Genomic DNA, 24,451 nt, shown 5'->3' with positions numbered 1-24,451 from the left:
AACGTGCCGGGTGCCAGGCGTTCGAACGTGCCGGGTGCCAGGCATTCGAACGTGCTGACCCGGGTGCCAGGCGTTCGAACGTGCTGACCCGGGTGCTGCTGATCGGGTGCCAGGCATTCGAACGTGCTGACCCGGGTGCCAGGCGTTCGAACGTGCTGACCCGGGTGCTGCTGATCGGGTGCCAGGCATTCGAACGTGCTGACCCGGGTGCCAGGCGTTCGATCAGACCGCGAAACTCGTTCCGCAGCCGCAGGAGCGGCGGGCGTTGGGATTGTTGAATTTGAAGCCCCCGCCCATCACGGAGTCTTCAAAGTCGATCTCGGTGCCGTTGAGGTAGAGGTAGCTGCGGGGGTCACAGAAGATCTTGACGCCGTTGCGTTCAAAGACGCGATCGTTGTCAGCGGGGCTGTCGACGATGTCGAGGACGTAGTTGAGACCGGAGCAACCGCCGGATTTGACACCGATGCGGATGCCGTTGTTGGCCTCGGGGGAGAGGTTATTGTCCACCATCATTTTGCGGGCCTTGTCGGCCGCCAGGGGAGTGATGCCGATCATGGGAAGCTCCTGAAAAAAGACCGCCGGAGGGTCTGGTGTGATGCGGGGCGCAGGTTGGAACGCGCCCTGATGGAAGTTAAGATGGAGCCCTGGCGAGGTCAAGGACGTGGGCAGGGCTCGCGTCCTTGCGACAACGCTGCAGGAAGGGGGGGCATTCCGAAGTTGGCGGGATGAGAGGGGATCGCTCCAGGGAGCCAGGATGTTAGCGCAGGGCAGGGGGCGCAGCGCGAAAGGGTGGCGCTCGAGTGGGCAATCAGGATCGCCAGTTTTGTGATGGCGATCGGGTTCTGCGACGGAGAGCCGGGGGGCCTGCGCGATGGCCCCTGGCATGGCCCCTGGCGAGCCTTCGGGGGCGGACAGGTTGTTGAGGGGACTGGTTGCCGAGGAGCCGGGGCCGGGCATCAAGGCGCTCTCGCGTCTGCGGGCCTGGGCGAACGCCTAGTTTCTCAGCTTCGCGATGAGGGCGTGGATCTCTTCGGCGGAGACCAGGTTATGTTCCACGAGGAGGGTCAGCGCGGCCCTGGCGAGCAGGGCGGCGTCGACGTCGTCGGGGATGTTCAGAGGGGCGGCTGAGTCGTTCATCGAAGCGTTGTCGGCGTTGTCGGCATCATCTTCGGCACCGAAGAGGGGAGCATCGGAGGCGTCTGCGCGTCGGGCGTCGAGATCGCTGCGTTTTTCGATGGCGCCACCGAAGCGGGGTACGGCGATGCGCTTGACCTGGATGCGACCGAGCTTGCTGACTCCTTCGCGCTCATCGGCTTCGGGGGCATCCGACTGGCGGCCTTCGGCTCCGTCCGCCGCGTCTCTATCTGGAGCGGCGTCGGGGCTGTCGGGGCTGTCGGAGAGGGCGTTGTAGATACTTCTGGCCGCGGAGGGAGCGGTGAGGGAGAGTTTCTCTTTTAGTGAGAGGGGCGGATCTGATGGCGCGGAAGTCCCCCGTTGCGGTGAGGCATCAGGCGTGTCGAGCTGCCGGGTATCTTCCGGAGCCTGGCTATCTTCGAGGTCTTCGAGGTCGCCGGGGGGGAGCGGGGGAATCTCGCTCTCGGGCTCGTTGAGTTCTTCTTCGATGGAGAGGAGCTCGACGTCCATGGTGTGAAGAGGCATCACCTCTTCGTCGGGGGGCTCGGCGAAGCCGAGGCCCAGGCCGCGCAGGCCAACTCCGATCTGAGTGCGGTTGGCCTCGGAGCTGTCGAGCTTAAAGCCGCGAGGAGCCTGTGAGTCGGGGTCTTCATGGGCGAGGGGAGCCGGGGAGTCGAAGTCGTCGTCAAGCTCCCATTCGTCCAGGGGCAGGTGGTGGCCCAATGAGGTGCCCACAGACTCTTCGAGCAAGGAGGGGAGAGGTTCGCCACCGAAGCCCAGCTCATCGTCGAGATCGTCGAGGTCTTCTTCGACCACCTCAAACATGTCGGTGGGGGGGCGATCGCGCATCTCCTGCGAGATCACCGAGCTCTCTTCGGCACCCAGATCGCGGGCGTTGTCGAAAAAGGCGGCCCAGCTGTCGTCGGGGGGAACCCGGGCGGAGGTGCCGAAGCCAGGGACGGGCTCATCGATGGGATCGCCGAGATCGATGACAGGATCGTCGTCGGCAGGCACCTGGTCATCGGGTTGGTCGAAGGCAGCAAAGAGGCCGCTGTGATGCTCCACGGTGGTGGATCTGGGCAGGGCTTCGGCGTCGGCGCGGGCGTAAAGATCGTCGAGAGCGCGCCGCAGGTCGGCCGGGCCGACGAGCACCGGGCGGATGTTGACGCCGGTATGGCTGGCGACTTCATCCATCGCCATGACGTCAATGGGGTCGGCCATGGCCAGCAGGAGCACGCGGTTTCCGCCATCATCCACGAAGCGAACCGGCAGGGTGCGGCTGCGATGGGCGATGGGGGCGGGAACCAGGTGGGCCATCTCCACGTGGATGGCGGTCTCTTCGAGATGCAGGCAGGGGACGTTGAGGAGGTTGGAGGCGATCTTCACCAGCGCGCGCTCGTCGACGATCTTGTGGAAGATCAAGACGTCGTAGAGCGATGCTGCATCGCGTTGCGCGAGGCGCAAGCCATGTTGCAGGCGAGTCTGGTCGACGAGACCCGCAGCGAGCAGCTGGGGGATGAGCTGAGCGTCGTCAATCATCGAGAACGCTGTCCTGGGATCTGACGGGGGGCGCGGCCCGATGAGGGCGTTGAGGCCTGGGCCGCAGGGTCAACGAGCCTTTGAAAAGAGGCTCAGCCATTGACGTCGATGACTCGACTCCCGGCGGGTGGCGGAAGCTCGAAGAGAGGTTGTTGCAGCGAAATGTTAAGTTGAGTCTCACGCACATCCAGAGAGAAGTCAAGATCACGGTCAGGCCATATAAAGCGACGGTAAGCAGGCATCACCAACTCGCCGAGATCGCGCCAGCCCTCGGTGGTGTAACGGTAAAGGGTATGCTCGTCGGGGCCTTGTTCCAGGACTTCGGTGACGGCGAAGTCGGTGTGGCGAACAAAGAGTGAGAGGGTACCCCCGGAGGCGGTCGTGCGGCTGAGTCTGTAGAGGCCGCGGCGGCGGTCCCAGTCGAGGGCGTCGATGCCAGGCTCGCGATCAAAGCGGTCCCAGGGGGCACCGCCGAACATCACGCGGACGACGTCGGCGCCGGAGAGATCGACGGGGAGCAGACGGTTGATGTTCTCACGGGTGGGATTGCCGGTGTAGTAATCGTTTGTATCGCGCTGGTGCATGGCGAATGTTTCGCCGTCGCTGACCAGGAGGTTGAGGATTTCGTCGGAGCCGGGCAAACGTGTCTGCACGCGGAGGTTGGCGGGTTTCTGAACGAGGATAAGTTGTCGGACGCGGACGCGTTCGCCCTCGCCGAAGTACTCCAGGGTGACTTCTTTGAAGCGGGCGTCGTTGACGTGGGCGTAGCGCTGGTCGATGGCCGCGCGCAGCTCCGCAGGATCTTCGAGTGCGTTGTCCGGCGGTGGGATGGTTTTGGTGCAGGCGACTGCCAGCATCAGGATCCCGGTGAGCAGAAGAGCACGAGAGCAGCGTTGAAAAGCGCCAGGGAACATGGTCGTCTTGGGGCAAAGATAAGGAAGTTGTGATTTCGAGTCTCACTGCAGATGGTGCGCGGTCAGCATAGGACGAGTCGAGGGTGGTTGCCATAAGGGAGTGTTTGATTCGGGCGATCGCACATGGGGCGGGGATCGGGGTGTGGGTGGTCGGCCTGTGCCTCAGCGTTGAGGCCGGGGCGCAGGAGGCTCGCTGGGAGGCGGCGGTGCGCGCGGGCAGTGAGTATGACAGCAATCCGTCCCGGGAAGAGGGGGCGGGCAGCGCGGGCGATGGGCTGACACGCTATTATGGGGAGCTTGAGCTTGAGTCGGATGTGGGAGAACGAGGTCAGGTGCGGGGGCAGGTCCAGCACGGTGGAAAGGTGTTCTGGGGGGCGCGTGAGGCCGATGCGTTTTTGAGTGCGGCGCAGGTGGCGGGGGCGCGCTGGTTTGAGTCGGGGCTGGCGGTGAGCGCGTCGGGGGATGTCAAAGATCGCAGTGAGCGGGTCAGCGTACGTGATTATGTGAGGGCGGGAGCAAGCGGGCAGGTGATGTGGTCGGGGGGACCGTTGCGGATGTGGGGGGGAGGAGGGTGGCGCTATTTCGGATTTAAGCCGCAACCGGAGGTGAGCAGTCAGGGACCGATGGTGCAGGCAGGTGCGGCGTTTCGCTTGCGTTCGGATATGTGGGCGCGGGCTGCCTGGAGTCGAAGTTGGCGAGGGTTTGAGGGTGAGCCGCTGCGTCTGCGAGGGAATCAGACCCTGGATTGGGAGGAAGGCGCGCGGCGCGCCGACGTATTCGACGTGGTCCAGGCTGGGGTGAGTTATCGGCGTTGGTTGGTGGCGGAGCTGGGGTATGCCTATCAGCGCAACCAATCCAATTCTTACGGGCAGGGGTTGCGTCGCCATCAGGTGGAGGCCTCATTGACCCTGCCCGGACCGTGGGAGATCTTCGTTTCGGGTCGGGCAGAGGTTCAGCGGACGCGATATGAAGACCCGGTTCTGATCGATGAGACGTTTGTGATCGACGATGAGAACCGAAACGCGTTTGTGGTTGCCGTGGCACGTCAGGTTGCTGAGAACTGGGAGGTGGAGCTTCGCTATGATCTTTATGCGCAGGAGTTTGGAGTGGGTGAGGCGTATGGTCGGCAGGTGCTCGGGTTGAGTGTAGCGTATCGTGCTGGCGGTCAGGACTAGGCGTAAAGGTCGGCGAGCGGATCGTGTGGTTGTGATGATGCAGGTTGGAAGGAGTGGCGATGGCGTTAGGCCGATGGACAGGCCGGGTGTGGTTGTTGGGGCTGATGGTTGCGGCGGGATGTGCGAGCGGCGCGCCGGTTGAGCGGTCATCGGGGCGCCTGGAGGGCGGGTTGCTGGGGCTGGAGGATGAGCGCGTGGGGTGGATGGGATGGGAGGCCCGGCCCGTTGAAAAGATGTGGCCTCTGGGGCTTCGTGACGATGCTGAGGTCGTGGTGTTTGAGGCCTGGGACGTCGTGGACCCGGTGTTTCGGGAGCAGGTTTGGGATGTGGTGTTTCACGGGCTGTGGCCGTTGCGTGATCGGCAAGGGGCGAGCCCGGCAGCGGAAGCGGTGCAGATGGCGCTGATGGTTCTGGACCCGTTGAATGAGACCACGCGTTTTGAGCTGAGCTTTTTTATGCGAGCTGACGGGGGGCGCGAAGGTGTGGTGCTGCGCATCTTCTCGATGAAGGAGGTGGGCCCGGGGGTATGGGTGGAGGCGTCGGGTGTGCCAGGAGAAGGTGTCTCGGAGTGGCGCGTGCGGGTAGAGCCCGCGGTGGAAGAATCGGCCGGGTTGGCGATGCTCTGGCGCAAGGATGGAGCGAGCTGGGAGGGAATGGGAGCGGCGGATGCTCAGGCGGAGCCTGCAGATGCTGCAGCGTGGGCTCAACCGGAGAACCGGGTTGTCGCCGCGTTGCAGCAGGTCTTGTGGGAGCAGGTCACTGGTGCGGCGTTTGTGAGTCCGGAGTTTGATCATCATCAATCTTCGGTGTGGGAGGCCTCGGAGGCCGAACGGGTCGGGTTGTGGCCGGCGCGCCACGGCGGTGAGTGGCGTGAGCGTCAACTCGATGAGTATCCGGCTCGGAGCGTGTTCTGGCCGCGAGGTATGCCCGGGAGTTTTGAGTAAGAGCAGGGTCGAGGGCATCAGTGCATCTCTGTGGTCTCCAGATACCAGAGGCTGAAAAGGCCGTCGGGGTCGATCCAGAATGAGCGGGTGCGCCAGTGGGAGTCTTCCGCGAGTCTTGCGAACTCCTGGATGGCGTATTTGTAGGAATGTTCCGTGATGATGGACTCGCCCTTTTGGAACTCGATGGTGTGACCGGGCAGGGCGATTTGCTGGTCGCGGACGCTGATCAGGTGCATTTCGACGCGACCTTCCTCGGCGTTGTAGACGGCCTGGTGGCGGAAGTCGTGCAGCGCGAAGTCGGCGTTGAGCTCGCGGTTGATGCGCCGCAGCAGGTTGAGGTTGAACTCAGCGGTGATGCCGGCGCGGTCATTGTAGGCGGCTTCGAGAATGGCGGGGTCTTTTTTGAGATCGACGCCGATGAGCAGGGCGCCGTCATTGCCGGCGAGGGCGGCTTTCTGGGCGAGGAAGTCGCGCGCTGCGGCCGGCTCAAAGTTACCGATGGTGGAGCCGGGAAAGTAGAAGAGCGAGCGGGCGCTTCGGGCCAGGCGAGGCAAGGACCAGTCTCCGGTATAGTCGGCCACGACCGGCTTCACGGTGAGTTGGGGGAACTGTGAGGAGATCGCGCGCACGCAGCGTGAGAGCTCATGCGAGGAGATATCAACCGGGATGTAGGCGGCCGGATCTTCGAGGTGTGCGAGCAGCGCCCGTGTTTTAGTTCCACTACCAGCGCCGAGTTCAATGAGATTTGCGCTCTCGCCGATGCGCTGAGCGATCTCCGGGGCGAAGCGTTCGGTGAGGGCGAGTTCGGTGCGTGTGGGGTAATACTCGGGAAGCTCGCAGATGGCGTTAAAAAGCTGGGAGCCGCGATCGTCATAGAGGTATTTGCAGGGCAGGTATTTTTGAGAACGAGTCAGACCATCGACGACGTCCGCAAGGAAGCGCGATGCTGGGGAGGGGAAGGGGGTGGTATCAAGGCTCATGAAAGGCTCACACGCAGAGAGTATCAGGGAACTATTCGGGGATATCAGCGGGCCAGACGAATGCCGGTGCATTGCCAGCGGGCCTGAGGCGGAAAAAAGTTTCGATAGGTCGGTCGGATATGGTCCGTCGCGGTCAGGCAGGAGCCACCGCGTAAGACGAATTGGTTGCACATGAACTTGCCGTTGTACTCGCCCAGGGTTGCCGACCAGGGCTCAAAGCCGGGGTAGGGGGAGTAAGGGCTGGCGGTCCACTCCCAGACGTCGCCGAAGGTTTGTCGGAGCGCGTTGGAGGAGGCTTCAGGGGCGGGGCGGGGGTGAAGTGCCTTGCTCTCCAGGAGGTTGCCGTGGAGGGGGAGCTCTGCGCAGGCGACCTCCCATTCGGCCTCGGTAGGGAGACGGGCTCCGGCCCAGCGCGCGTAGGCGTCGGCCTCGAAGAAGCTCAGGTGGCAGGCGGGTTCATCGAGGCGGAGTTGGCGCGGGCCGCCGAGGGTGAAGGTGTGCCACTGCTCGTCGATGTTCTGCCAGTAGAGGGGGGAGCGCCAGCCTTCGCGCTGAACGAGGTCCCAGCCGGCGGAGAGCCACCAGCGCGGGTCATCGTAGCCGCCGTCCTCGATGAAGTTGAGTACTTCGCCGTTGGTCATGAGACGGTCGGCAAGGGCAAAGGGCTCCAGGAAGACGCCGTGGCGGGGGCGCTCGTTGTCGAAGGCGAAGGTTTTGAGGGTATCGGAGTGCCCGATGCGGTAGACGCCACCGCTGTAGGATCGCCAGCGCAGAGGCATGGGTTCCTGGTGTGGGGCCTCGCTCAGGTCGTTGTAGGCGGGTTGGAGCGGATGTGTGGCGAGCGCGTGTTTGATATCGGTGAGTAAGAGTTCTTGATGCTGACGCTCGTGTTCCAGGCCGACTTCGATCAAGGGAGTGACATCGTCCAGGCGGTCGGGGTGAGAGGCAAAAAGATGCTCAACGGCGCTGTCGACGTGGCGACGGTAGCGGGCGATCTCGTCGCAGGTAGGGCGGCCCAGGGTGCCCCGGAGGTGGCGTGGGTATTGAGGTCCGGCGCCCTGATAATAGGAGTTAAAGAGCAGGGCGAAGCGAGGATGGAAAGGCTGGTAGCCGGGCAGGTGGGGTGCCAGGACAAAGGTTTCAAAGAACCAGCTTGTGTGGGCGCGATGCCATTTGGTGGGGCTGGCATCGGCCATGGACTGAACGACCTGATCTTCGGCCGGGATCGGTTCGGCGAGGCGTTCGGTGGTGCCTCGCACGTCACGAAAGCGCGCGACGGTGGCGTCGATATCAGGCCGCCGATCGAGGACCGGCGAGCGGGATGTGTCCCCACGCATAGATGCTCCCAAAAAGAGGGATGGCTGAAAACGAGTACAGCCAAACTAGGAGCGAGCTGGAGATGGACAAGTAAAAAGATGTTCAGCGTCAGGCTGATGTGCGTCGGCTCAGGCGGATCACCATGGCGGTGCTGTTGTCTTTTCCGACGCGTGTGAGGGCGTTGTGGACGATGGCTTCGCAGAGGGCGTCTGGAGCGTTGTAGTGGGTCCGGGCGAGGGAATGTAAATCTTTGTTGCTCAGCTCGCCGTGTGCGCCATCGGTGGTCAAGATGAGGAGGTCGCCGTCCTGGAGGCGAAGCCCGCGGGAGGGAAGATCGGGCTGGTTGAGGAGGTCCGGGAGGTCGTTTCTGAAGGTGTCGATGCGGGCGTCGTCAAGTTCGGTGCCGGTGCTCAGGAAGCGGGCGATGGTGCGATGGCTGGCGTCGCGTTCGGCAGGTGAGGGGATGTGGTCGAGTTTTTCGAAGATGTTGGCCAGGGTGTGATCTTCGGAGAGAGTGAAGAGGTGTTGGTCGCGTAGCAGCCAGGCGCGGGAGTCGCCGACGTGGCAGAGGCCAGCGTATTCGCCAGCGATGACCAGACCGGTGAAGGTTGTGCCGCCGCGGTTTTGATCGGGGGAGAATTCGCCGTAAAGGGCCAGATGTTGGCTTGTGACGCGGGCGATCGCACGGGCAAGCTCGGTGGGGGCGTTGAGGATGTCATGGGGTGGGGCGTGCTCCCAGGCGCGCATGAAGGCGGCGCAGGCCGCGCGTACGGCGGCGGTGCTGGCGGCTGCACCGTCCTGGATGCCTCCGATGCCGTCGGCGACACAGAAAAATCCCATGCGGTGGGTCTGGGAATCGCAGACCGTGTCGAGGAGGATGTGCCCGCAGCTGTCCTGGTTGTTTTGACGGAAGAGGTAGTTTCCCTGGGTGGAGCGCGAGGCGATTTCGAGTTGCAAGGGGCGTGTGAGTTCAGTGCGCAGGTGTGTGAGGCCGCCGAGGAGTTCGTCGGTGTGGCGGTAGGCGAGGTCGCCGTAGGGGGTGACACAGCCGGCGAGCAGCTGGGGGAGAGCCGGGTGTGTGAGGCCAACGTCGCGCAGGGCGTTGCGGTCCTGGAGAAGGGTGACCAGGTGATGGCCTCCGGGATACTCGTGGCCGAGGAAGTTCTCGTAGGCGAGTTTGGCGAAGACGCGGATGTCGCGCCAGATGGTCTCATTGTCGGGGGTTCGCGGCATGGGCGCGAGGCGAGGAGCAGCGGCGATCAGGAGGGTGCCGCGAGAGGTGTCGAGGAGGAGATCTTCTGTGCGCAGGCCTCGAAGTGTCCATCCACGGTGATGAAGTTGTTGAATGGCGCGGGTGAGGTTCAGGAGAGCGTCGACAGCCTTGTGGTCGGCGAGGTTTCGCCAGGCCCAGGCGTCGAAGGGTTGAGCGTCCGGGGAAGGAAGTTTGAGAGCGAGGGATGTTTCGTCGCGTACGTCTGTGGTTGATGGGAGGCATGGGTGCCCCGGAGGAGCGAAAGCCTCGCGGACGTCATGGAGCCAGTCAGCGGGTCCCGACCAGCGCAGGTAGGGCTGAGCGTTTGAGCCCTGAAGGATGGAGGCGGTGGGCGCATCGGGCTCGGAGGGCAGGATTGCGATCGGAGGGTCTGGCCTGGCGCTCATCGTTGAGGATCCTCAGCCGGGGGGTGTCCTTCGCTCCAGTTGATGGGGCGTGGAGGGGTGATGTTGCGCCGGGGAAGAACGTGGGTTGTGGGGAGTTGGAGGTGGAAGAGGGCGGAGCCAAGGCCGAGCTCGTCGCCGGGCTCCAGCGCCGTCGGGACGTTGATGGGAATGCGGTTAACGTAGGTGCGCTGGCGAGTTGAGAGAGGTTCGATATGCCAGCGTTGCTCTTTAAAGAAGAGGCGTGCGTGTTGGAAGGCGACGAACTTTCGCTCGATGTCCGGCAAGCCGCTCAGGTCCCAGAAGTGCTCCGGCCGAGGGGGCCAGTGGTGGGAGTTGGGCAGAACTCTGGCCGGGGGGTAGGAGCGTCCCAGGGTTAAGGAGCGTTGTGGATCGAGAGGGTGGCAGGGGCCGGCGGGCGCGCCACTACGCATCAAAAAAAGCGCCGGCGGGCGGCAGCTGGTGAGAAGCGTGTCGAGTTGGTGCTGGTGGTGCTCCCGCGTGATGTCGTGAGGTTCGAACTCGAAGGTCGTTACACCGAGCGTGATGCGGTCGCCGGCTCGCAGTTCGCGGGCGGTCGCCAGGGTGTCGATGCGTTCGTCGTTGAGGAGGGTGGGGGATTGAGGAGCGAGCGCTTGAACACCCCATTGGCCGGAGGGGAGCCATTCGAGATGGGCGTGGGGGGAGCCGAGGCGGTACGTCTGGTGGTCCTGGAGGCTGTCCAAGAGAAGATCGACCGGGGAGTGTTGCGAGTGAAAGCGCCCCAGTAAGATCGCCGGGCCGAAGATGGGATAGGAGGCGATGGGAGTGTTGGAAGCGTCACGTTGGTGAAGGGTGGCCAGAGCGGAGAGGGCATGGGGGCTGGCAAGAGCCGGATCGCGTTCTTCGGACCAGCCGCGCAACACGTCGAGGTCAAAAGGGCTCGATGTGCGCTTGACGACGGCGTGTCGTGGGGAGCAATCGTTGGACTTCGGCCGGGTCATGAAGCTCCGTTGGGCGCGAGGGCCGGTCGGTGGTGCATCACTGAAGAGTTCGAGGATGATGGTAGGGGGGGGAGCCTGTGTGGGCAAGAAAAGTATGGGGTGCCAGGCGCTCTGACATGAAGGAGAAGTTCGGGTGCCAGGCGCTCGGACATGAAGGAGCGGTTCGGGTGCCAGGCGCTCGGACATGAAGGAGCGGTTCGGGTGCCAGGCGCTCTGACATGAAGGAGAAGTTCGGGTGCCAGGCGCTCGGACATGAAGGAGCGGTTCGGGTGCCAGGCGCTCTGACATGAAGGAGAAGTTCGGGTGCCAGGCGCTCTGACATGAAGGAGAAGTTCGGGTGCCAGGCGCTCTGACATGAAGGAGCGGTTCGGGTGCCAGGCGCTCGGAGGTGAAGGAGCGGTTCGGGTGCCAGGCGCTCGGACATGAAGGAGCGGTTCGGGTGCCAGGCGCTCTGACATGAAGGAGAAGTTCGGGTGCCAGGCGCTCGATCGCGTTGCGCCCGGTCGACAGAGAAGGGGGGCGTCGATAGGATGGCCGCGATAGCGAGAAGTTGCGGTAGCATCGAGCGAAGCTCGAGTTCTGGGAGTAGGTGATGGCGAAGTTGGTGATTCCAGCGCCGGGTGAAGAGGCGCAGCGCGAGGGGGAGCTCGATGCAGGGTTGTGGGGTGGGCTTGCGCTCTCATTGACGGTGGCGGTGTTAGGGTGGGGGGTGTGGGTGGTGCCGCAGCAAGGAGAGCAGGTCGACCCGCTGGCCGAACTTTCACCGGCGGAGCGTCAGGCGCACGTTGCGAGTGAGGCATTCTCGAAGTGGGATGTGAACGCGGTCGACGTGGGAGCGTTGGACGAAGAGGAACGTTTGCGGGCGCTTGAGTTTGGGCCGCGGGCGCTCACCGAGAAGATCTGCAGCTGGCATGTGGAAGAGTCCGGAGCGGATGCGCCGGAGTGGGATACGCTGGCGTTGGTGGTGAGCAGGCGCAGTGAGCGCGCACCGTGGACCTGCCTTGTGCGGGGTTACCTCGGGGAGCGATTTGAGGGGGAGCTAGCTCGTTCGATGGATGGATTCTGGGCCGAGGTTGAAGGTGGCGCGCATCAACTTCTGGTGGCCGAGGTGGTCGATGCGATGCGTGAGGAGCGCGATCGTCCGGAGACGGAGCGTTTTTATCGTTGGTTGCGGGGGTGTGCGGCGCTCCAGCAGGGCAGCCTGCCTACGAGTTGTTTGAAGCTCACCCGACAGATTTCACCGGCTCAGGGGGGGGATGTGCTGGCGATGATCGATCGTCAGCTGGAGGGCTCACCCGAGGTGGAGGTGCTGTTGGAGATGAGCGCGGCGTTGGGGAGGTTGGCTGAGTACGGGCAGCCAGCGGCGTGGCGAGTGGTCGAGGCCGAAGGGCTTCCGGACTATGATGTGGACTTGCGATTGGGGGCGCTTTTTTCGATGTGCCGAATGATGAACTCGCCCGATGCCCGTGTCCGCGACGATGTGGCTCAGCGCCTGGCGAGGATCGCGCGGGTGGGGCTGCGGCCGACCGATGCGTACGTGCATTACCGGTGGCTGAAGACATGCCGGATTATGTTTGGGGATCGCCAGGAGTACGATGAGCGGGCGTTCGCCTACCTGGGGGTGATCGATGTGCAGCGCCAGATGCAGCCGCGTTATGCGTACTCGGAGCTGGCGGAGCTGGAGATGTGCGAGCCGCAGGATGGGATGCCGCTGTGGTTATGCGGGGCGCGGCGTTGGACGGGAGGGAGGCGCGCGATGGCAGATGTGTTGGCCGACGACTTTGTAGTCTCGCGCTATGTGGAGTGGCTCGAGCTTGATGAGGTGGAGGCCGCGGTGGATGAGGCCAGCGACGAGTTTTAGGGGGAAGGGGACGAGTCAGGGGATGAACTCGGCGAGATTCGCTTGAGTTCGCGATGAATCGACCACCAGAAGAAGATGGCCAGCGGGGTGATCAGGGCCAGGGCTTTCAGGGTGCTGAGCAGACCGGCGTCTTCGGGGGTGGTGTCGGCAAGGTGGGCGATGCGGGGGAGGACGACGCCGTTAGCGGTATTGAGGGCGGCGTGGGCGAGGATGGCCAGGAAGACGCCGCCGCTGCTCAGGGTGAGATGTGCCAGAAAAATGCCCACGATGGAGAGGGGGATAAACGCCATGGGGTTGGCGTGCATAGCGCCGAAGAGGATGCCGTTGAGGATGATGGCGTTGCGGGCTCGTCGCGTGCGGGCAAGCTCGGGGAGGATGGTGGCACGGAAGAGGAACTCTTCGCAGATGGGGGCGACCAGAGCTACGGCCACAGCGCCCAGAATCTGCGAGAAGGCATCGTCGGGGAGGAGGAGATCTTCGACGGTTTGTTGGTAGTTCTCGGCGATCTCACGCATGCCGGGGACGAGTTCGACGATCAGCGCCCCCAGGAGGTTGGAGAAGAATCCCAGGGTGACGGCAGCCAAAATGGTGAGGACGAGTGCCAGCGGGGAGAGGCCGCGGGGGGAGAGGCGCGGCCAGCCGGGGGCGTTGGTTGCCACAAAACGCCGGTATGCCAGGGCGATTCCCAGGACGACCAGGACCTGCGAGAGGATGAGGACGACGTAGGTGTTGAGGCTGGCAAGGTAGCCGAAGGCCCCGAAGAGGTTGAGGCCGATGAACGCGGCCACGAAGAGGGCGATCGGGCGCCAGTAGAGGATGCGTTTTTCGTCGGGGGTCATTGGTGCGCCGAGTAAGTAGGAGGTGGTCGCCGCGAGGCAGATTAACGCGAGTGGTCTGGGGGTGGAAGGGTGCCAGGCGATGCGACACGATCGGGTGCCAGGCGTTCGATCAAGGGAGCGTGCGGGTGCCAGGCGTTCGATCAAGGGAGTGTGCGGGTGCCAGGCGTTCGATCAAGGGAGTGTGCGGGTGCCAGGCGTTCTAACAAGGGAGCGTGCGGGTGCCAGGCGTTCGATCAAGGGAGCGTGCGGGTGCCAGGCAATTGCCCCGGCGTCATCCGCGACGCTTTGAAGTTAAGGCAGAGCGGGGTGCAGGAAAAGTCGTAGGGTGAGGTCGGGGATCTTGTCGAGGTGAGGGGTGGGGGGGTATGACGCCGGAGAAAGCGCCTTTTGCAGCGTTGCCGGTGCGGCGGCGATGGGGAGGGGGCAAGATGTCAACCGACGCCGATGGGTGAGAAGATGGGAAAGAGCCTGACGTTTTTGGTGCCGATGGAGGGGGAGGAGCAGCGCACGCCGGTGGGGCAGTGGGTGCGGCGGGCCTGGCCGCAGGGTACTGGTGAGCAGGTTGAGGCACTTTTTGCGGCAGGGGAGGTGCAGGTCAATGGGGCGACCTGTTTTAAGGCCACTCAGATCGTGGGGTTTGGGGCAAAGGTCGAGGTTGAGGTTGGCGATGGGGAGGAGGTCTACGGGCTGCCGGAGGCCGAGGCGTTGCTGTGGGGCGATGGGTGGGTGGTGGTGGAGAAGCCGGTGGGTATGGCCGGGGCCATTAACCCGGAAGATCCGATGGATCCGGTGCTCTTTCTGGCGGATATGCTGGGGGTCGATCGGCAGGGTTTTACGCCGGTGTGGGAGGCTCCGAGTAACGCGGGCGGGCCGTGGCTTCTGGCGACGAGTGCGTCGCGAGCCGAGGGGTTGGAGGCGAAGTTATGGCGGGGTGAGGTTCAGCAGACGTGGGTGGCGATTGTGCCGCGGCCGCTGCATGCCACCGGGGTATGGGAGGCATCGGGGGCGAAGGTCAGCTATGCGATCACGATGACGTGGGAGGGGCTGGCGGAGGTTCAGCTGAGCGTTGAGTTTGGAGAGGCCCCGGAGCGGGGCATCTATCAGGGGGTGCTTGAAGCGCTGGCCCGGGGGGGCTCGCCAGTGCTGGGGGATGTGGAGCGGGGCGGTTATGCAGTGGAGGGCGGGGTGAGGTTGAGGCTGGGTGCCCTCTTTGGTGGGGAGGATTTTGCGAACAGCTGGCCGAGCTTGCGTTCATGGCGGCCGTCGATTCCGGTGTGTCCGACGCCACAGGCGTTTAAAAAGGGTGTGAAGGTGACGACGGCGGTCGGGACGCTCGAGGTGTCGGGCAAAAGTCTGGAGTTTCTTGAGGCAGGTAAGCATCCCTGGGTATTGCGCGATCGCCATACGGGCTCGATCGACGGGATGGAGCCCGGGGCACCTGTGCGCCTGGTGGGGCCGAAGGGGCCCTCGAAGGTGTATGCGGTGGTTGATGGCACTGGCGAGATCGTGGCGCGCTACTGGGGCGATGAGGCCGAGGCCGCCGAGAAGATCGACGAAGAGGTGGGACTGCGAGTCGATGAGGCGGTGGCCAGGCGCGGGGCGTTGTACCGAGAGCTGGGTCAAACCGATGTGTTCCGGGTGGTGCACGGGGAGGCCGACGGGTTGCCGGGGGTGCTGGTCGACCAGATGGGCAGTGTGATGAGGGTGACGATCACCGGGCGCTGTGGGCGCGGGCTGGCCCCGGCGGTGTATGAGGCGCTGGCGGCTCATGACCGGGACGCGATGATTCTTTCGGTAGAGCATATGCGCGATGTGCGTGAGGCCGAGGGGAAGTTGCCCCGGGCCGAGGTGGTACGGCGCGGCGGGGGATATTTGAAGCCGGGGGGAAGTCTCGTGGTCAAGGAGTCGGGGCTTAAGTACCGGGTGGAGCCCTGGGAGGGGATCGACGTGGGCTTTTTTGCCGACCAACGCGACAATCGCCTGGAGGCGCAGCGACGTGCCGGTGAGGGACAGCGCTGGCTTAACCTCTTCTGCCACACCGGCGCGTTCAGCGTGGCGCTGGCGAAGGTCGGGGCAGCGACGGTGAATGTGGACCTTTCCAGACGCTATCTGCGCTGGCTCGATGAGAATCTCCAACTCAACGGGTTGGGGGTGGAGGGGCACCAGAATGAGGCGATGGATGCGCGCGACTATTTAAAGCAGGCGGTCGATGCCGGAGAGCTCTTTGACGGGATCATTGTCGATCCGCCGACAGCAGCCGCAGGCAGCGGGGCGTTCTGGTCGGTACGTCGGGACTATCAGGCGGTGCTGGCAGATTGTTTTTCGGTGCTCAAGCCGGGCGGCTCAATGCTGGTGTGTCGAAACGATCGCAAACGCAACGTCGAGCTTAAGGAGCTTGTGCGGGCGGCGGCGGAGGACGTCGGGCGGGAGGTGGGCGATTGGCAGGAGGCCGGTCCGGGGAAGGATTATCCGCAGAGGAAAGGGTTTGTGGAGGGGGATTCGTTTGAGGGGGGATGGGTGCGGTGTAATTGAGGTGGCATCAACGTGCCAGCACGAAGTCCGCGTTGCTGCTGAGGACGTGTTGGTTGTGCTCCTGCAGTGGCCCCCTTGCTCCTTGCTGGATGTCGCTCTGGAACGTTGATGATCGGGGGTGTAAGACGCGGGGCAACACGATGTTGTGCCAGGCGTTCGCTCAGGTTGAGCGCGACCGGGGTGCCAGGGCATCGATCTCCGTGAGGGTGCCAGGCATTCGATCATGCAAGCGTGAGGGTGCCAGGCGTTCGATCATGCAAGCGTACGGGTGCCAGGCGTTCGATCATGCAAGCGTACGGGTGCCAGGGCATCGATCTTCGTGAGGGTGCCAGGGCATCGATCTTCGTGAGGGTGCCAGGGCATCGATCTTCGTGAGGGTGCCAGGCGTTCGATCATGCAAGCGTACGGGTGCCAGGCGTTCGATCATGCAAGCGTACGGGTGCCAGGCGTTCGATCATGCAAGCGTACGGGTGCCAGGCGTTCGATCATGCAAGCGTACGGGTGCCAGGCGTTCGATCAGGGGGCGACCCTGGGAGGTGCTCCGGGGCTCAGCACGAAACGATAGCCGGCCGGAAGGGTGTAGGTCTCGGTGGTGAGCTCGGCGTCGGGCCAGCGCACGGTGACCTCGGCCTGACAGTGGTCGCCCAGGCCGAAATGCTGCGTGAGATCGTTTTGCATGCCGTAGTGGCCGTGGCCGCCCTGGACCTCCGCGAGTTGAGTGTGGTCGGGGGTTGTGAGGGTGATGTGGGCACCGATGGCGCTTGTGTTGATGCCAGGGGCTCCTTCGAGTTGGATTTGCAGCCAGTTGTCGGGGGGAAGTGTGTTCTCGAAGATGCGCACGTGAGCGGACTCCCGGCAGTGGTCGCCGGAGGAGCAGCGGTTTCGGGAGTGGCCGACGACCAGATCGAGGGCGCCGTCGCGGTTGAAGTCCGCGGTGGCCACACCGTGGGCGCTGGTCAGGTCGATGCCCTCTTCGGGGCTGACGAGCACGAAGGTGGCGTCGGGTTGCTGGTGGTAGAGGTGCGCGCGGGTGCCGGGGTAGTCGGTGGAGGCGATGAGGATGTCGAGGCGGCCGTCGTTGTCGAAGTCGAGTGTGGCGGCGGTGATGTCGCCGTCGTCGAAGGTTGTCTGGCGCGGACGGTCGAGGCCGGTGAACTCAGGACCAGGGCGCTCAAAGCGGAGTGTGTCGCCGCCGGTGTTGTAGAGGATCTCGGAGGGGTCGGATGAGGAGCCGACGTCCCAGTGCACGATCTCGGTGGTGAAAAGATCGAGGTGGCCGTCGTTGTTGAGGTCGGCGCAGAGGGTGGTGCCGCTGTTTCCGCCAAGGCGGAAGGGGTTGCGATCCTGGGCGTGGTTCCAGCGCAGGATGTCGGCCTGGGATTCACAGACTACGCGGGGATCGGGGACCTCGGCGCAGTCTTGTGCGCTGCGGTTGAGTTTGCAGAAGCAGCGTGCGGACTCGTTGTCGCTCCAGTCGGTGCGATCGTCGAAGGCGTAGCCTGAGAGGATGGCGTGGTTGGTGAAGGCGAGATTGCCGTTGGTTTGGGAGCCGAGCCAGAGGTGGTTGGGGGCGCGGCCGTAGGAGGCGGCGAGGAGCTCGGGGGTGCCGTCGTTGTTGAGGTCGCAGGCCGCGCCGGACCAGGCGTTGGAGTGGGCGCGGGCTTCGTTGAGGGCACCGATCGTCCAGGGCTCGGTGGTAAGGCCTGCCTCGGCGGTGATGTCGGCAAAGGCGCCCTGGCCGTCGCCTTTGAGAAGCTGGTCTTGCTGAGGGCCGTCGGCGCCGGCGGCACCGTTGGCGATCCAGAGGTCGAGGTTGCCATCGCGGTCGATGTCAGTGAGTGAGAGGCCGCCACGTACGCTGAGCTCTCCGGCCTTCTGCAGCGCGAGTGAGACAGGACCCAGCGTAAAGCCGCCCTGGCCGTCGCCGAGCATCACTTCGGCGCCCTGGTCGGAGAGTGGCGAGGACGTGTTGGTGAAGGCGGTGACCACATCGAGGAAGCCATCGTTGTTGACGTCGCCGAAGGCGACGGTCTCAACGGGGCGTGGCGGGTCGGAGGGGGTGCGGGTGGCGAGGAGTCCGGAGGATTCGGTGGCGTCTTCGAAGGTGCCGTCGCCCCGGTTGATAAGCAGCCAGGTGTGGCGGGTGCCTTCTTCGGAGAAGTCGTCGGAGGCGCCGCCGGGGCGGCGCGCCAGGATGTCGGGCAGGCCATCGTGGTTGACATCGGCCACAGAGATGCGGGTGCCGACCGCCCCAAGGGCGGGTGTGCCGGCCTGCTCGGAGACGTCTTTGAAGATCGGGGTGCCAGGCGACCAGGCGGAGCTGGACGTCTCGCAGACCGGAGCGATGTTGAGCTGGCAGGCGACGTCGTCGTCGGCGCATGCGGCCGGGCCGGAGGAGCAGGAGAAGGCGGGGAGCGTGGCGCTTACGAGTAGCGCGATGCTGGTAAGGCGCAGGGAGATGGTGTGCATGAGGGGCTCAGCCGGTCTGAGGAGCTGGGGCGTCATGTTTCAGACGCACGGTGATGGCCATGGGCCTATGGTGAGGGCGTCGCGTCAGGGATTCAAGCAGGACTTATCGATCGGTCAGGAAGGTGAGGAGGATAAGTGACGCGTTTTGCGGGGGAATTGCAGAGAAACTAAGGAATTGCTAATCTACGTCGCTTGAGATTGCTCAGGAAAAAAGATGAGACTCGCCGCCCGGCGATGCTGCGCCGATGTGTCCGGTGGACGATGTGCTGGAACCTGAAAAGCGCGCAGGTGTGGGGTGGAGGGATGATACACGTTATGAGGAAGCTATGAAGGTGATCAAGCGGTGGATGATCGGGCTGATGTGTGTGGGAGCGCTGAGCCTGGGAGCGGGGTGCGCCGAAGATGTGCTCGATGGCGAGCAGGATGCATGTCAGCCGGGGATGCAGCTTAACCCGGTCAGCGGTCTGTGTGTGCCGACGGGGCCGGGTCAGGATGTTGGCCGGGACCCTGAGCAGGATGCCGGTAATCAAGACAGCGGTTCGCCGGATGATGCGCCGGAAGTGGATGTGCCTGAAGATAGCGGCAACCCCGATGGAGGGTTGGACGCCGGTGAGCCGGACGGCGGTGGCGATGTTGTGGAGCCGCCGGAAGATTGCGGCCCGGGCCAGCTGATCGCTCGGGCGTGTGCGACCAACGGTCAGGTGTTGGCGGCGGCCAACGCCACGATTCGAGGTGTGAACTGTGAGGGTGAGCCCTTTGAGATGAGCACCCGCACCGGCAGCGATGGCACCTTTGAGTTTGCCGATGTTCCGGCGGGGTTGCACGAGGTGGAGGTGAGCTCCGGGTCGTTCTCGAACACCCGCCAGGTGACGGTGTACAACGGGCAGACCACCGATCTGACGGCGGATGCCGATAAGTTGTGCGTGGACGCCAGTGAGGTGCCCATCGCGGTGTTGCAGGGGCAGTATGATAACGTGCGCCAGATCTTGCAGAGCCTGGATCTGGAGTACACGTTGATGGGGCAGGACGCGTCGGTGTTTGGTTCGACGGGGGTGGATCGCGCCAAACATTTTTTGGAGAATCCGGCCCAGCTGAACTACTTCCGGATTCTGTTTATTGAGTGCGGCACGCTCTGGGGAGATTTACAGTCGCGGGGGGCGGATATGACGCTTATCGCGCAGAACCTGCGTGACTTTGTGGCCAACGGCAACAGCCTCTACGTCTCGGACTGGGCACACCCGTTTATCAGCGAGGTGTTTGAGGGAATGATTGCGTTTGAGGGGTCGACGCTGTCGGAGGCCCGGGTGGGGTCGGCGCCGCAGACCGTGAATGCGTCGGTGGATTCGACGGAGATGCAGACCTTGTTGAACGGTTCGACGGCGAGCATTCAGTTCTCGTCGGGTGACGTGCAGTGGGTGGTGGCGCGCTCGGTCGGGCCGAACGCCCAGGTGCATTTCAGCGGAGATGTGTCCCGGTGCACTCCGAGCTGTGGTGCGGCTCAGACGGGCACGTCAGTTGTGCAGGATTCGCCGCTCCTGGTGACGCAGCGCGAGCAGCCCAATTATGGGACGGTGGTGTTTACGTCGTTCCACAACAAGGAGCAGAGCAACCTGGGTGAGGATATGCAGCGGATCCTGGAGTTTTTGATCTTCCGGCTCTGATCGGCGCGTGCGCTGTGAATAGGGATTGAAAAAACGCGTCGTCGGTGGGTATCGGCGGCGCGTTTATTTTGAGTGTTGCGGGGAAGAGAGGGAGGGCGTTGAAAGTTTGAGGGCATGGCTTGCGGCGAGGATGCTGCTGCAGGTAAAACCCAGCCGAGTGATAGGGATTAACCGGCGTCTTTGATGCGAAGACGCCCGGCCCGCATAAGCGGGTCATAAACGATGTGATCAGGAGGAAGGCGATGGCCGAGTTGCGAGTGCGTGGGACGGATGAGGTGTTGACGGACGCGGCGGCGATCGACGCGTTTGTGAAGGTGTACGGGCTGGGCTACGAGCGTTGGGATATCTCCAAGCTGCACACCGAGGAGGCTCGCGCGATGCAGGCCGAGAGCGAGCAGGAGCGCATCCTCAAAGTGTTCGCCGACGAGATTGCCGCGCTCAAAGAGCGTGGAGGCTATCAGTCGGCCGACGTGATCGCGCTGACGCCCGAGACGCCGAACCTGGATACGCTGCTGGCGAAGTTCGACAAGGAGCATGAGCACACCGAGGATGAGGTGCGTTTTGTGGTCGATGGTCGCGGGGTGTTCACGATTCACAGCGAAGACGACAAGGTCTTTGATGTGGAAGTGCATCCTGGCGATCTTCTGGTGGTGCCGGAGGGGACCTGGCACTGGTTTGACCTGTGCGAGGATAAGACGATCACCTGCATCCGTGTGTTTGAGTCGAAGGACGGCTGGGTGGCGCATTATCGCGAGTGAGTTTCTCGGGGGAGGCTTGTGTGGGCGACTTCGCGGGTTTCCCTCGGGGGGGATGAGGTTATGATAAGAGCTCGTCGGCGCTATGCCGGCGAGCTTTTTTTATGGGTTGAGCAGGGGAATGAGGATGGTGGCAGGGCAGATCAATCTGGCGAGATGGCGAGCCGGGGTGTGGGGTGTGGCGCTGGCAGCAGTGATGCTGGTGGGCAGTGTGGCCGGCGCGCAGGAGCTGAGCTCGCGTTCGCTGCGAAGTTGGGATGCGCCCACCGGAGTGGATCCGCGGCTTGCACAGGTGCGCGACGATGGTCAGGGCACCACACTGCTGGTGATGAGTGCGGGCGAGGAGCTCGAGTCCCGTTGTGTGGTGGTGGTCGCGTATGAGGATGAGGCGTTGAGCTATGGGTACCGTCGGGCCGGAGCGCCCTCGCGCTGTGAAGATGCGTTCGTGCTTCCCGGGGGGGCGGGGTTTGTGGTGCGCGGGGATCGGATGGATCTTCCGGCGGGGCTGGCCACGGGTTTTGTGGCGCGGATTGCGCGCAGCGGGGAGGAGGTCTGGGCGGTGGAAGATCGCCAGATTGCCGAGGATGAGGACTATGTGGGGGCGTGGGAAGCGACCGGGCGGGGGATGGCCTTTGATGCGGTGAGCGGCATGGTGGCGGTGCTCACTCAGGCGCAGGAGTCAGTGGGGGGGCGTCTGCGGGAGACGGTGCAGCTGCACGGTGTGAATGTGGATGATGGCCAGGTGATGGTGGTGGGAGCGCGTCCGGAGGGGGGGCAGGGGGAGGTGATCGATGATGTTGCTGCCGATACGTCGGGTGGGTTCTGGGTGACGCTCAAGGAGCTGCAGGGGGTGGGGAGGCAGCTCTGGAGTTATGACGGTGCGGGAGGCTGGCAGAGCTTTTCACCGTCGATTGACGCGTGGGAGAGGCGCGAGGTGGTGGGAGGTGTGCGGACGCTCGACGATGGTTCGGTGGTGGTGTTCTGGCGGGTGCGGGGGGAGGCAGTCAGCGGTGTGACGCGGGTGCGGGAGGGGGAGGTGATCTTCGATCGTGAGCTGGAGTTTGATGGCGAGCTTGAGGGTCGGTGGGTGCCGCTGAGTGACGTGGCGCGGGGGTGGGTGGGGGCCGGTTATATTGCCGCGTTGCGGCAGGCCTCGGACGGGCAGCGGGTGCTTGAGCTTCGGAGCGTGGATGATGGCGAGAGGTTGGCGGTGGGGTACTGGGAGAGGTTGGCCGTGGGCGTGGAGTTGGGGCTTGTGAGCGGGGCGGATGGTGAGCCGGTGGTGCTGACGTATATCTCGGTCGATGAGAGCTTGAGGGAGTTTCGGCTGGAGGTGGAGGAGACGGTTCGGTCGCCTGGCACCGGTGCAGATGGAGGTGGTGAGGGAGGGTGTGTGGTCGCAGGAGGCGGTGGTGCGCCGGAGCGTTTGTGGTGGTGGGTGCTGGTGGGGATGTTTGCAGGGGCAAGAAGGCGTGGTCGGGAGGAATGATATCGGAGTTATTCGGGGGGCCGATGTTCGGGTGCCAGGCGTTCGAACATGCTCGCAAAGCAGGGGTGCCAGGCGATCGCATCTCATCGAGTCGCGCGGGTGCCAGGCGCTTGAACGAGGAAGGCGCGTTGCCAAAGGTAGGGGGCGCACTTAAGGTGGAGGTAGCAATCCAAAGCCCTCTGGGAACGCATTATTTAAGGACCGGGACGCTCAATGAGTGAGGAGTTTGAACGCCAGCCGCTGGCGCTGGAGAGTTTTGCACCGAATCTGCGAACGCATGTGGGGCCGCAGGCACCGGCGCCGATGAAGATGATGGCGGCGCGCGGGATGGTGCCGGCACCGCCGGATCAGTTGATTCGGGTGTTTTATCAGCTGCATTTTGACGGGGCGCTGGCGCCGGCCGTCACCGAGGCGCTCGACGGGATGCCCGAGGCGGTGTTGTTGCCGGCGTTGCAGGCCGATCAGCCGGCCGGTGTGCTTGACTGGGTGGCGGAGCTTCGAGCGAGTGAGCCGGTGGCGCAGGCCATTGCGCTCAACAAGGCGACGGATGACCGCACGATCGTGCGCCTGGCCCAGGAGGCCAGCGCGGAGGTGTGCGAGATCATCGCCAACAATCAGGTGCGGGTCTTGCGCAGCCCGGCGATCATTGAGGCGCTCTACACCAATACGCGTGCGCGGATGGCAACGGTCGATAAACTCATCGATCTCGCCAGGCGCAACGACGTGAACCTGTCGGGGCTTCCCGGGCTTGAGGAGGCGTTGCGCAGCGGGGAGCCGCTGAGCAGTGAGGGCGGACTCGATGATGAGGCCTTTGCCGGGGTGTTGCAGCAGGAGCAGACCCGTCGCAAGTCCGAGGAGGCGATGCTCTCGAAGCTCGATGATCCGAGTCTGACCCGCTCGGAGCGGGAGCGGATGCAACGCGAGCTGATGGGCGACGATGAGGATGAGGAGGACGAGGTTGTTGAGGAGCGCCGTCGTAAGGGCAGCCTCTACAGCCAGATTGCGCAGATGAACCTCTCGCAGAAGATCCGCCTGGCGTCGGTGGGAAGCAAGGAGGCGATTAACATCCTGGTGCGAGACTCCAACAAACTTGTGCACCTGGCGGCGATTCGCTCACCGCGGTTGCGCCCGGCGGATATTCGGCAGCTGGCCTCGAATAAATCGATTCCCGAGGGTGTCATTAAATACATCGCGATGAACCGCGATTGGACGCGGCATTACGATGTGATGGTCAGTCTGACGATGAACCCGAAGACACCGCTCAGCGATGTGATGAGCTTTTTGAACCATCTTCGCACCAAAGAGCTGCGTGATTTAACGCGCAATCGAAACGTCTCCCACCAGGTCCAACGCATGGCCAAGACGCTGGTCAACAAGCGTGGTGGACGTTAAAGCCCGCCTGGATGCCTCTGACGCGAGAACCAAGCTGATGCATGTAAGTCTACCCCCCTGCGGGTTGTACCGCACCACCGAGGCTCTGCCCGGCAAAGAGCAGTGGGTTCGGGAGAACCTGCTGGTGTATTTTCATAACCACTCTCAGCAGGGACCGCCGCTCCTGCTGCTTCCGGCGGCCAACGCGCATAACCGGTGGAGTTTTCATGAGAAGGGCTATCTGATCCGCGATCCGGCCTACGTCTCCACGCTCACTCCGCTCAAGCCGGAGGGGTTGTATGTGCTGGGGGAGCGGATTCATATCTCGCGCGATGAGTTCATCCCGGAGGCCACGCTGGTGCAGCTGGGGTATACGCGGGGGGCCGATCCTATTTTGTTTCTGGCGCGTTTTGAGGGGAGCGGGATTCAGTTTCCGTCGAGCGGCTTAAAGTGCACCTCCGAGATCTTCGGGTTGCTCGATGAGGTCGGTTTCCGGACGCCGGACTTCGGTGACGACGGCATGCACTGATCGTTTTAATCAGGGGGGGATGTCGGGTGCCAGGCGTTCGATCGAGTTCGGGAGTTCGGGTGCCAGGCGTTCGATCGAGTTCAGAAGATCGGGTGCCAGGCGTTCGATCGAGTTCAGAAGATCGGGTGCCAGGCGTTCGATCGAGTTCAGAAGATCGGGTGCCAGGCATTCGATCGAGTACTGAAGCTCGGGTGCCGGGCGTTCGATCGAGCTCGGGTGCCGGGCGTTCGATCGAGGTCAGAAGATCGGGTGCCAGGCATTTGATCGAGGTCAGAAGATCGGGTGCCAGGCGTTCGATCGAGG

At 63.7% G+C, this 24,451-nt stretch carries 18 protein-coding genes; 9 read left to right on the top strand and 9 right to left on the bottom strand.

The genetic code is table 11. The annotated features are described in order from the left end of the window. Positions 1-222: 222 nt before the first annotated feature. The 3 genes from EA187_RS07435 to EA187_RS07425 form a co-directional block, all read right to left on the bottom strand. Entirely contained in the window at positions 223-555 is a 333-nt protein-coding gene (locus EA187_RS07435) for a HesB/IscA family protein (protein WP_115607652.1), read from the bottom strand. 438 nt (positions 556-993) lie between these two features. Then, positions 994-2,673, bottom strand: coding sequence for a GspE/PulE/PilB domain-containing protein (locus tag EA187_RS07430; protein WP_127779824.1), 1,680 nt, complete (start codon positions 2,671-2,673; stop codon positions 994-996). A 92-nt stretch (positions 2,674-2,765) separates the two neighbouring features. Beyond that, positions 2,766-3,530 (bottom strand): hypothetical protein, encoded by a 765-nt coding sequence (locus EA187_RS07425; RefSeq protein ID WP_127779823.1) that lies wholly within the window; start codon positions 3,528-3,530, stop codon positions 2,766-2,768. A 140-nt stretch (positions 3,531-3,670) separates the two neighbouring features. Between EA187_RS07425 and EA187_RS07420 the strand changes: the two genes are divergently transcribed. Together EA187_RS07420 and EA187_RS07415 are read left to right on the top strand one after the other, a co-directional pair. Further along, positions 3,671-4,762, top strand: coding sequence for a hypothetical protein (locus tag EA187_RS07420; protein ID WP_127779822.1), 1,092 nt, complete (start codon positions 3,671-3,673; stop codon positions 4,760-4,762). 59 nt (positions 4,763-4,821) lie between these two features. After that, positions 4,822-5,706 (top strand): hypothetical protein, encoded by an 885-nt coding sequence (locus EA187_RS07415; RefSeq protein ID WP_127779821.1) that lies wholly within the window; start codon positions 4,822-4,824, stop codon positions 5,704-5,706. 17 nt (positions 5,707-5,723) lie between these two features. On the opposite strand, the gene egtD is transcribed toward EA187_RS07415, so the two are convergent. From egtD to EA187_RS07395, 4 genes are all read right to left on the bottom strand, one after another. After that, positions 5,724-6,686 (bottom strand): L-histidine N(alpha)-methyltransferase, encoded by a 963-nt coding sequence (gene egtD / locus EA187_RS07410; protein ID WP_115607659.1) that lies wholly within the window; start codon positions 6,684-6,686, stop codon positions 5,724-5,726. 44 nt (positions 6,687-6,730) lie between these two features. Then, positions 6,731-8,023: an ergothioneine biosynthesis protein EgtB gene (gene egtB, locus EA187_RS07405; RefSeq protein WP_127779820.1), complete on the bottom strand. Its 1,293-nt coding sequence runs from the start codon at positions 8,021-8,023 to the stop codon at positions 6,731-6,733. Positions 8,024-8,111: 88 nt separating this feature from the next. Next, entirely contained in the window at positions 8,112-9,662 is a 1,551-nt protein-coding gene (locus EA187_RS07400) for a PP2C family protein-serine/threonine phosphatase (RefSeq protein WP_127779819.1), read from the bottom strand. After that, a complete protein-coding gene (locus EA187_RS07395) occupies positions 9,659-10,642 on the bottom strand; it encodes an FHA domain-containing protein (RefSeq protein WP_164856087.1) in 984 nt (327 codons plus the stop codon). Before EA187_RS07395 ends, EA187_RS07400 begins: the two co-directional genes overlap by 4 nt. Before the next feature lie 592 nt (positions 10,643-11,234). On the opposite strand from EA187_RS07395, the gene EA187_RS07390 reads away from it, so the two are divergent. Further along, positions 11,235-12,503, top strand: a complete 1,269-nt coding sequence (locus EA187_RS07390; RefSeq protein WP_127779817.1) for a hypothetical protein — start codon at positions 11,235-11,237, stop codon at positions 12,501-12,503. Here EA187_RS07390 and EA187_RS07385 read toward each other — a convergent pair. After that, positions 12,500-13,342: a CPBP family intramembrane glutamic endopeptidase gene (locus EA187_RS07385; protein ID WP_127779816.1), complete on the bottom strand. Its 843-nt coding sequence runs from the start codon at positions 13,340-13,342 to the stop codon at positions 12,500-12,502. The two genes, EA187_RS07390 and EA187_RS07385, sit on opposite strands and share 4 nt — an antisense overlap. 444 nt (positions 13,343-13,786) lie before the next feature. Between EA187_RS07385 and EA187_RS07380 the strand changes: the two genes are divergently transcribed. Next, positions 13,787-15,874, top strand: a complete 2,088-nt coding sequence (locus tag EA187_RS07380; protein WP_127779815.1) for a class I SAM-dependent rRNA methyltransferase — start codon at positions 13,787-13,789, stop codon at positions 15,872-15,874. A gap of 516 nt (positions 15,875-16,390) precedes the next feature. Here the strand turns inward: EA187_RS07380 and EA187_RS07375 are convergent. Continuing rightward, on the bottom strand, positions 16,391-18,343 hold the full coding sequence (locus EA187_RS07375; protein ID WP_164856086.1) for a CRTAC1 family protein: 1,953 nt from the start codon (positions 18,341-18,343) through the stop codon (positions 16,391-16,393). Positions 18,344-18,669: 326 nt separating this feature from the next. On the opposite strand from EA187_RS07375, the gene EA187_RS07370 reads away from it, so the two are divergent. The 5 genes from EA187_RS07370 (at position 18,670) to EA187_RS07350 (ending at position 24,148) form a co-directional block, all read left to right on the top strand. Next, positions 18,670-20,004, top strand: a complete 1,335-nt coding sequence (locus tag EA187_RS07370) for a carboxypeptidase-like regulatory domain-containing protein (RefSeq protein ID WP_164856085.1) — start codon at positions 18,670-18,672, stop codon at positions 20,002-20,004. Positions 20,005-20,246: 242 nt separating this feature from the next. Then, positions 20,247-20,762, top strand: a complete 516-nt coding sequence (locus EA187_RS07365; protein ID WP_115607674.1) for a 1,2-dihydroxy-3-keto-5-methylthiopentene dioxygenase — start codon at positions 20,247-20,249, stop codon at positions 20,760-20,762. Positions 20,763-20,880: 118 nt separating this feature from the next. Continuing rightward, positions 20,881-22,248, top strand: a complete 1,368-nt coding sequence (locus EA187_RS07360) for a hypothetical protein (protein WP_127779812.1) — start codon at positions 20,881-20,883, stop codon at positions 22,246-22,248. A 213-nt stretch (positions 22,249-22,461) separates the two neighbouring features. Next, complete coding sequence (locus EA187_RS07355) at positions 22,462-23,640, top strand: hypothetical protein (RefSeq protein WP_115607678.1); 1,179 nt, start codon at positions 22,462-22,464, stop codon at positions 23,638-23,640. 37 nt (positions 23,641-23,677) lie between these two features. Beyond that, a complete protein-coding gene (locus tag EA187_RS07350) occupies positions 23,678-24,148 on the top strand; it encodes a hypothetical protein (RefSeq protein WP_127779811.1) in 471 nt (156 codons plus the stop codon). Positions 24,149-24,451 lie beyond the last annotated feature (303 nt).

This window comes from Lujinxingia sediminis (genome assembly GCF_004005565.1).
GTDB lineage: Bacteria > Myxococcota_A > Bradymonadia > Bradymonadales > Bradymonadaceae > Lujinxingia > Lujinxingia sediminis.
The sequence above is the reverse complement of the archived record's forward strand: the minus strand, read 5'-3'. Positions and strand labels throughout refer to the sequence as shown.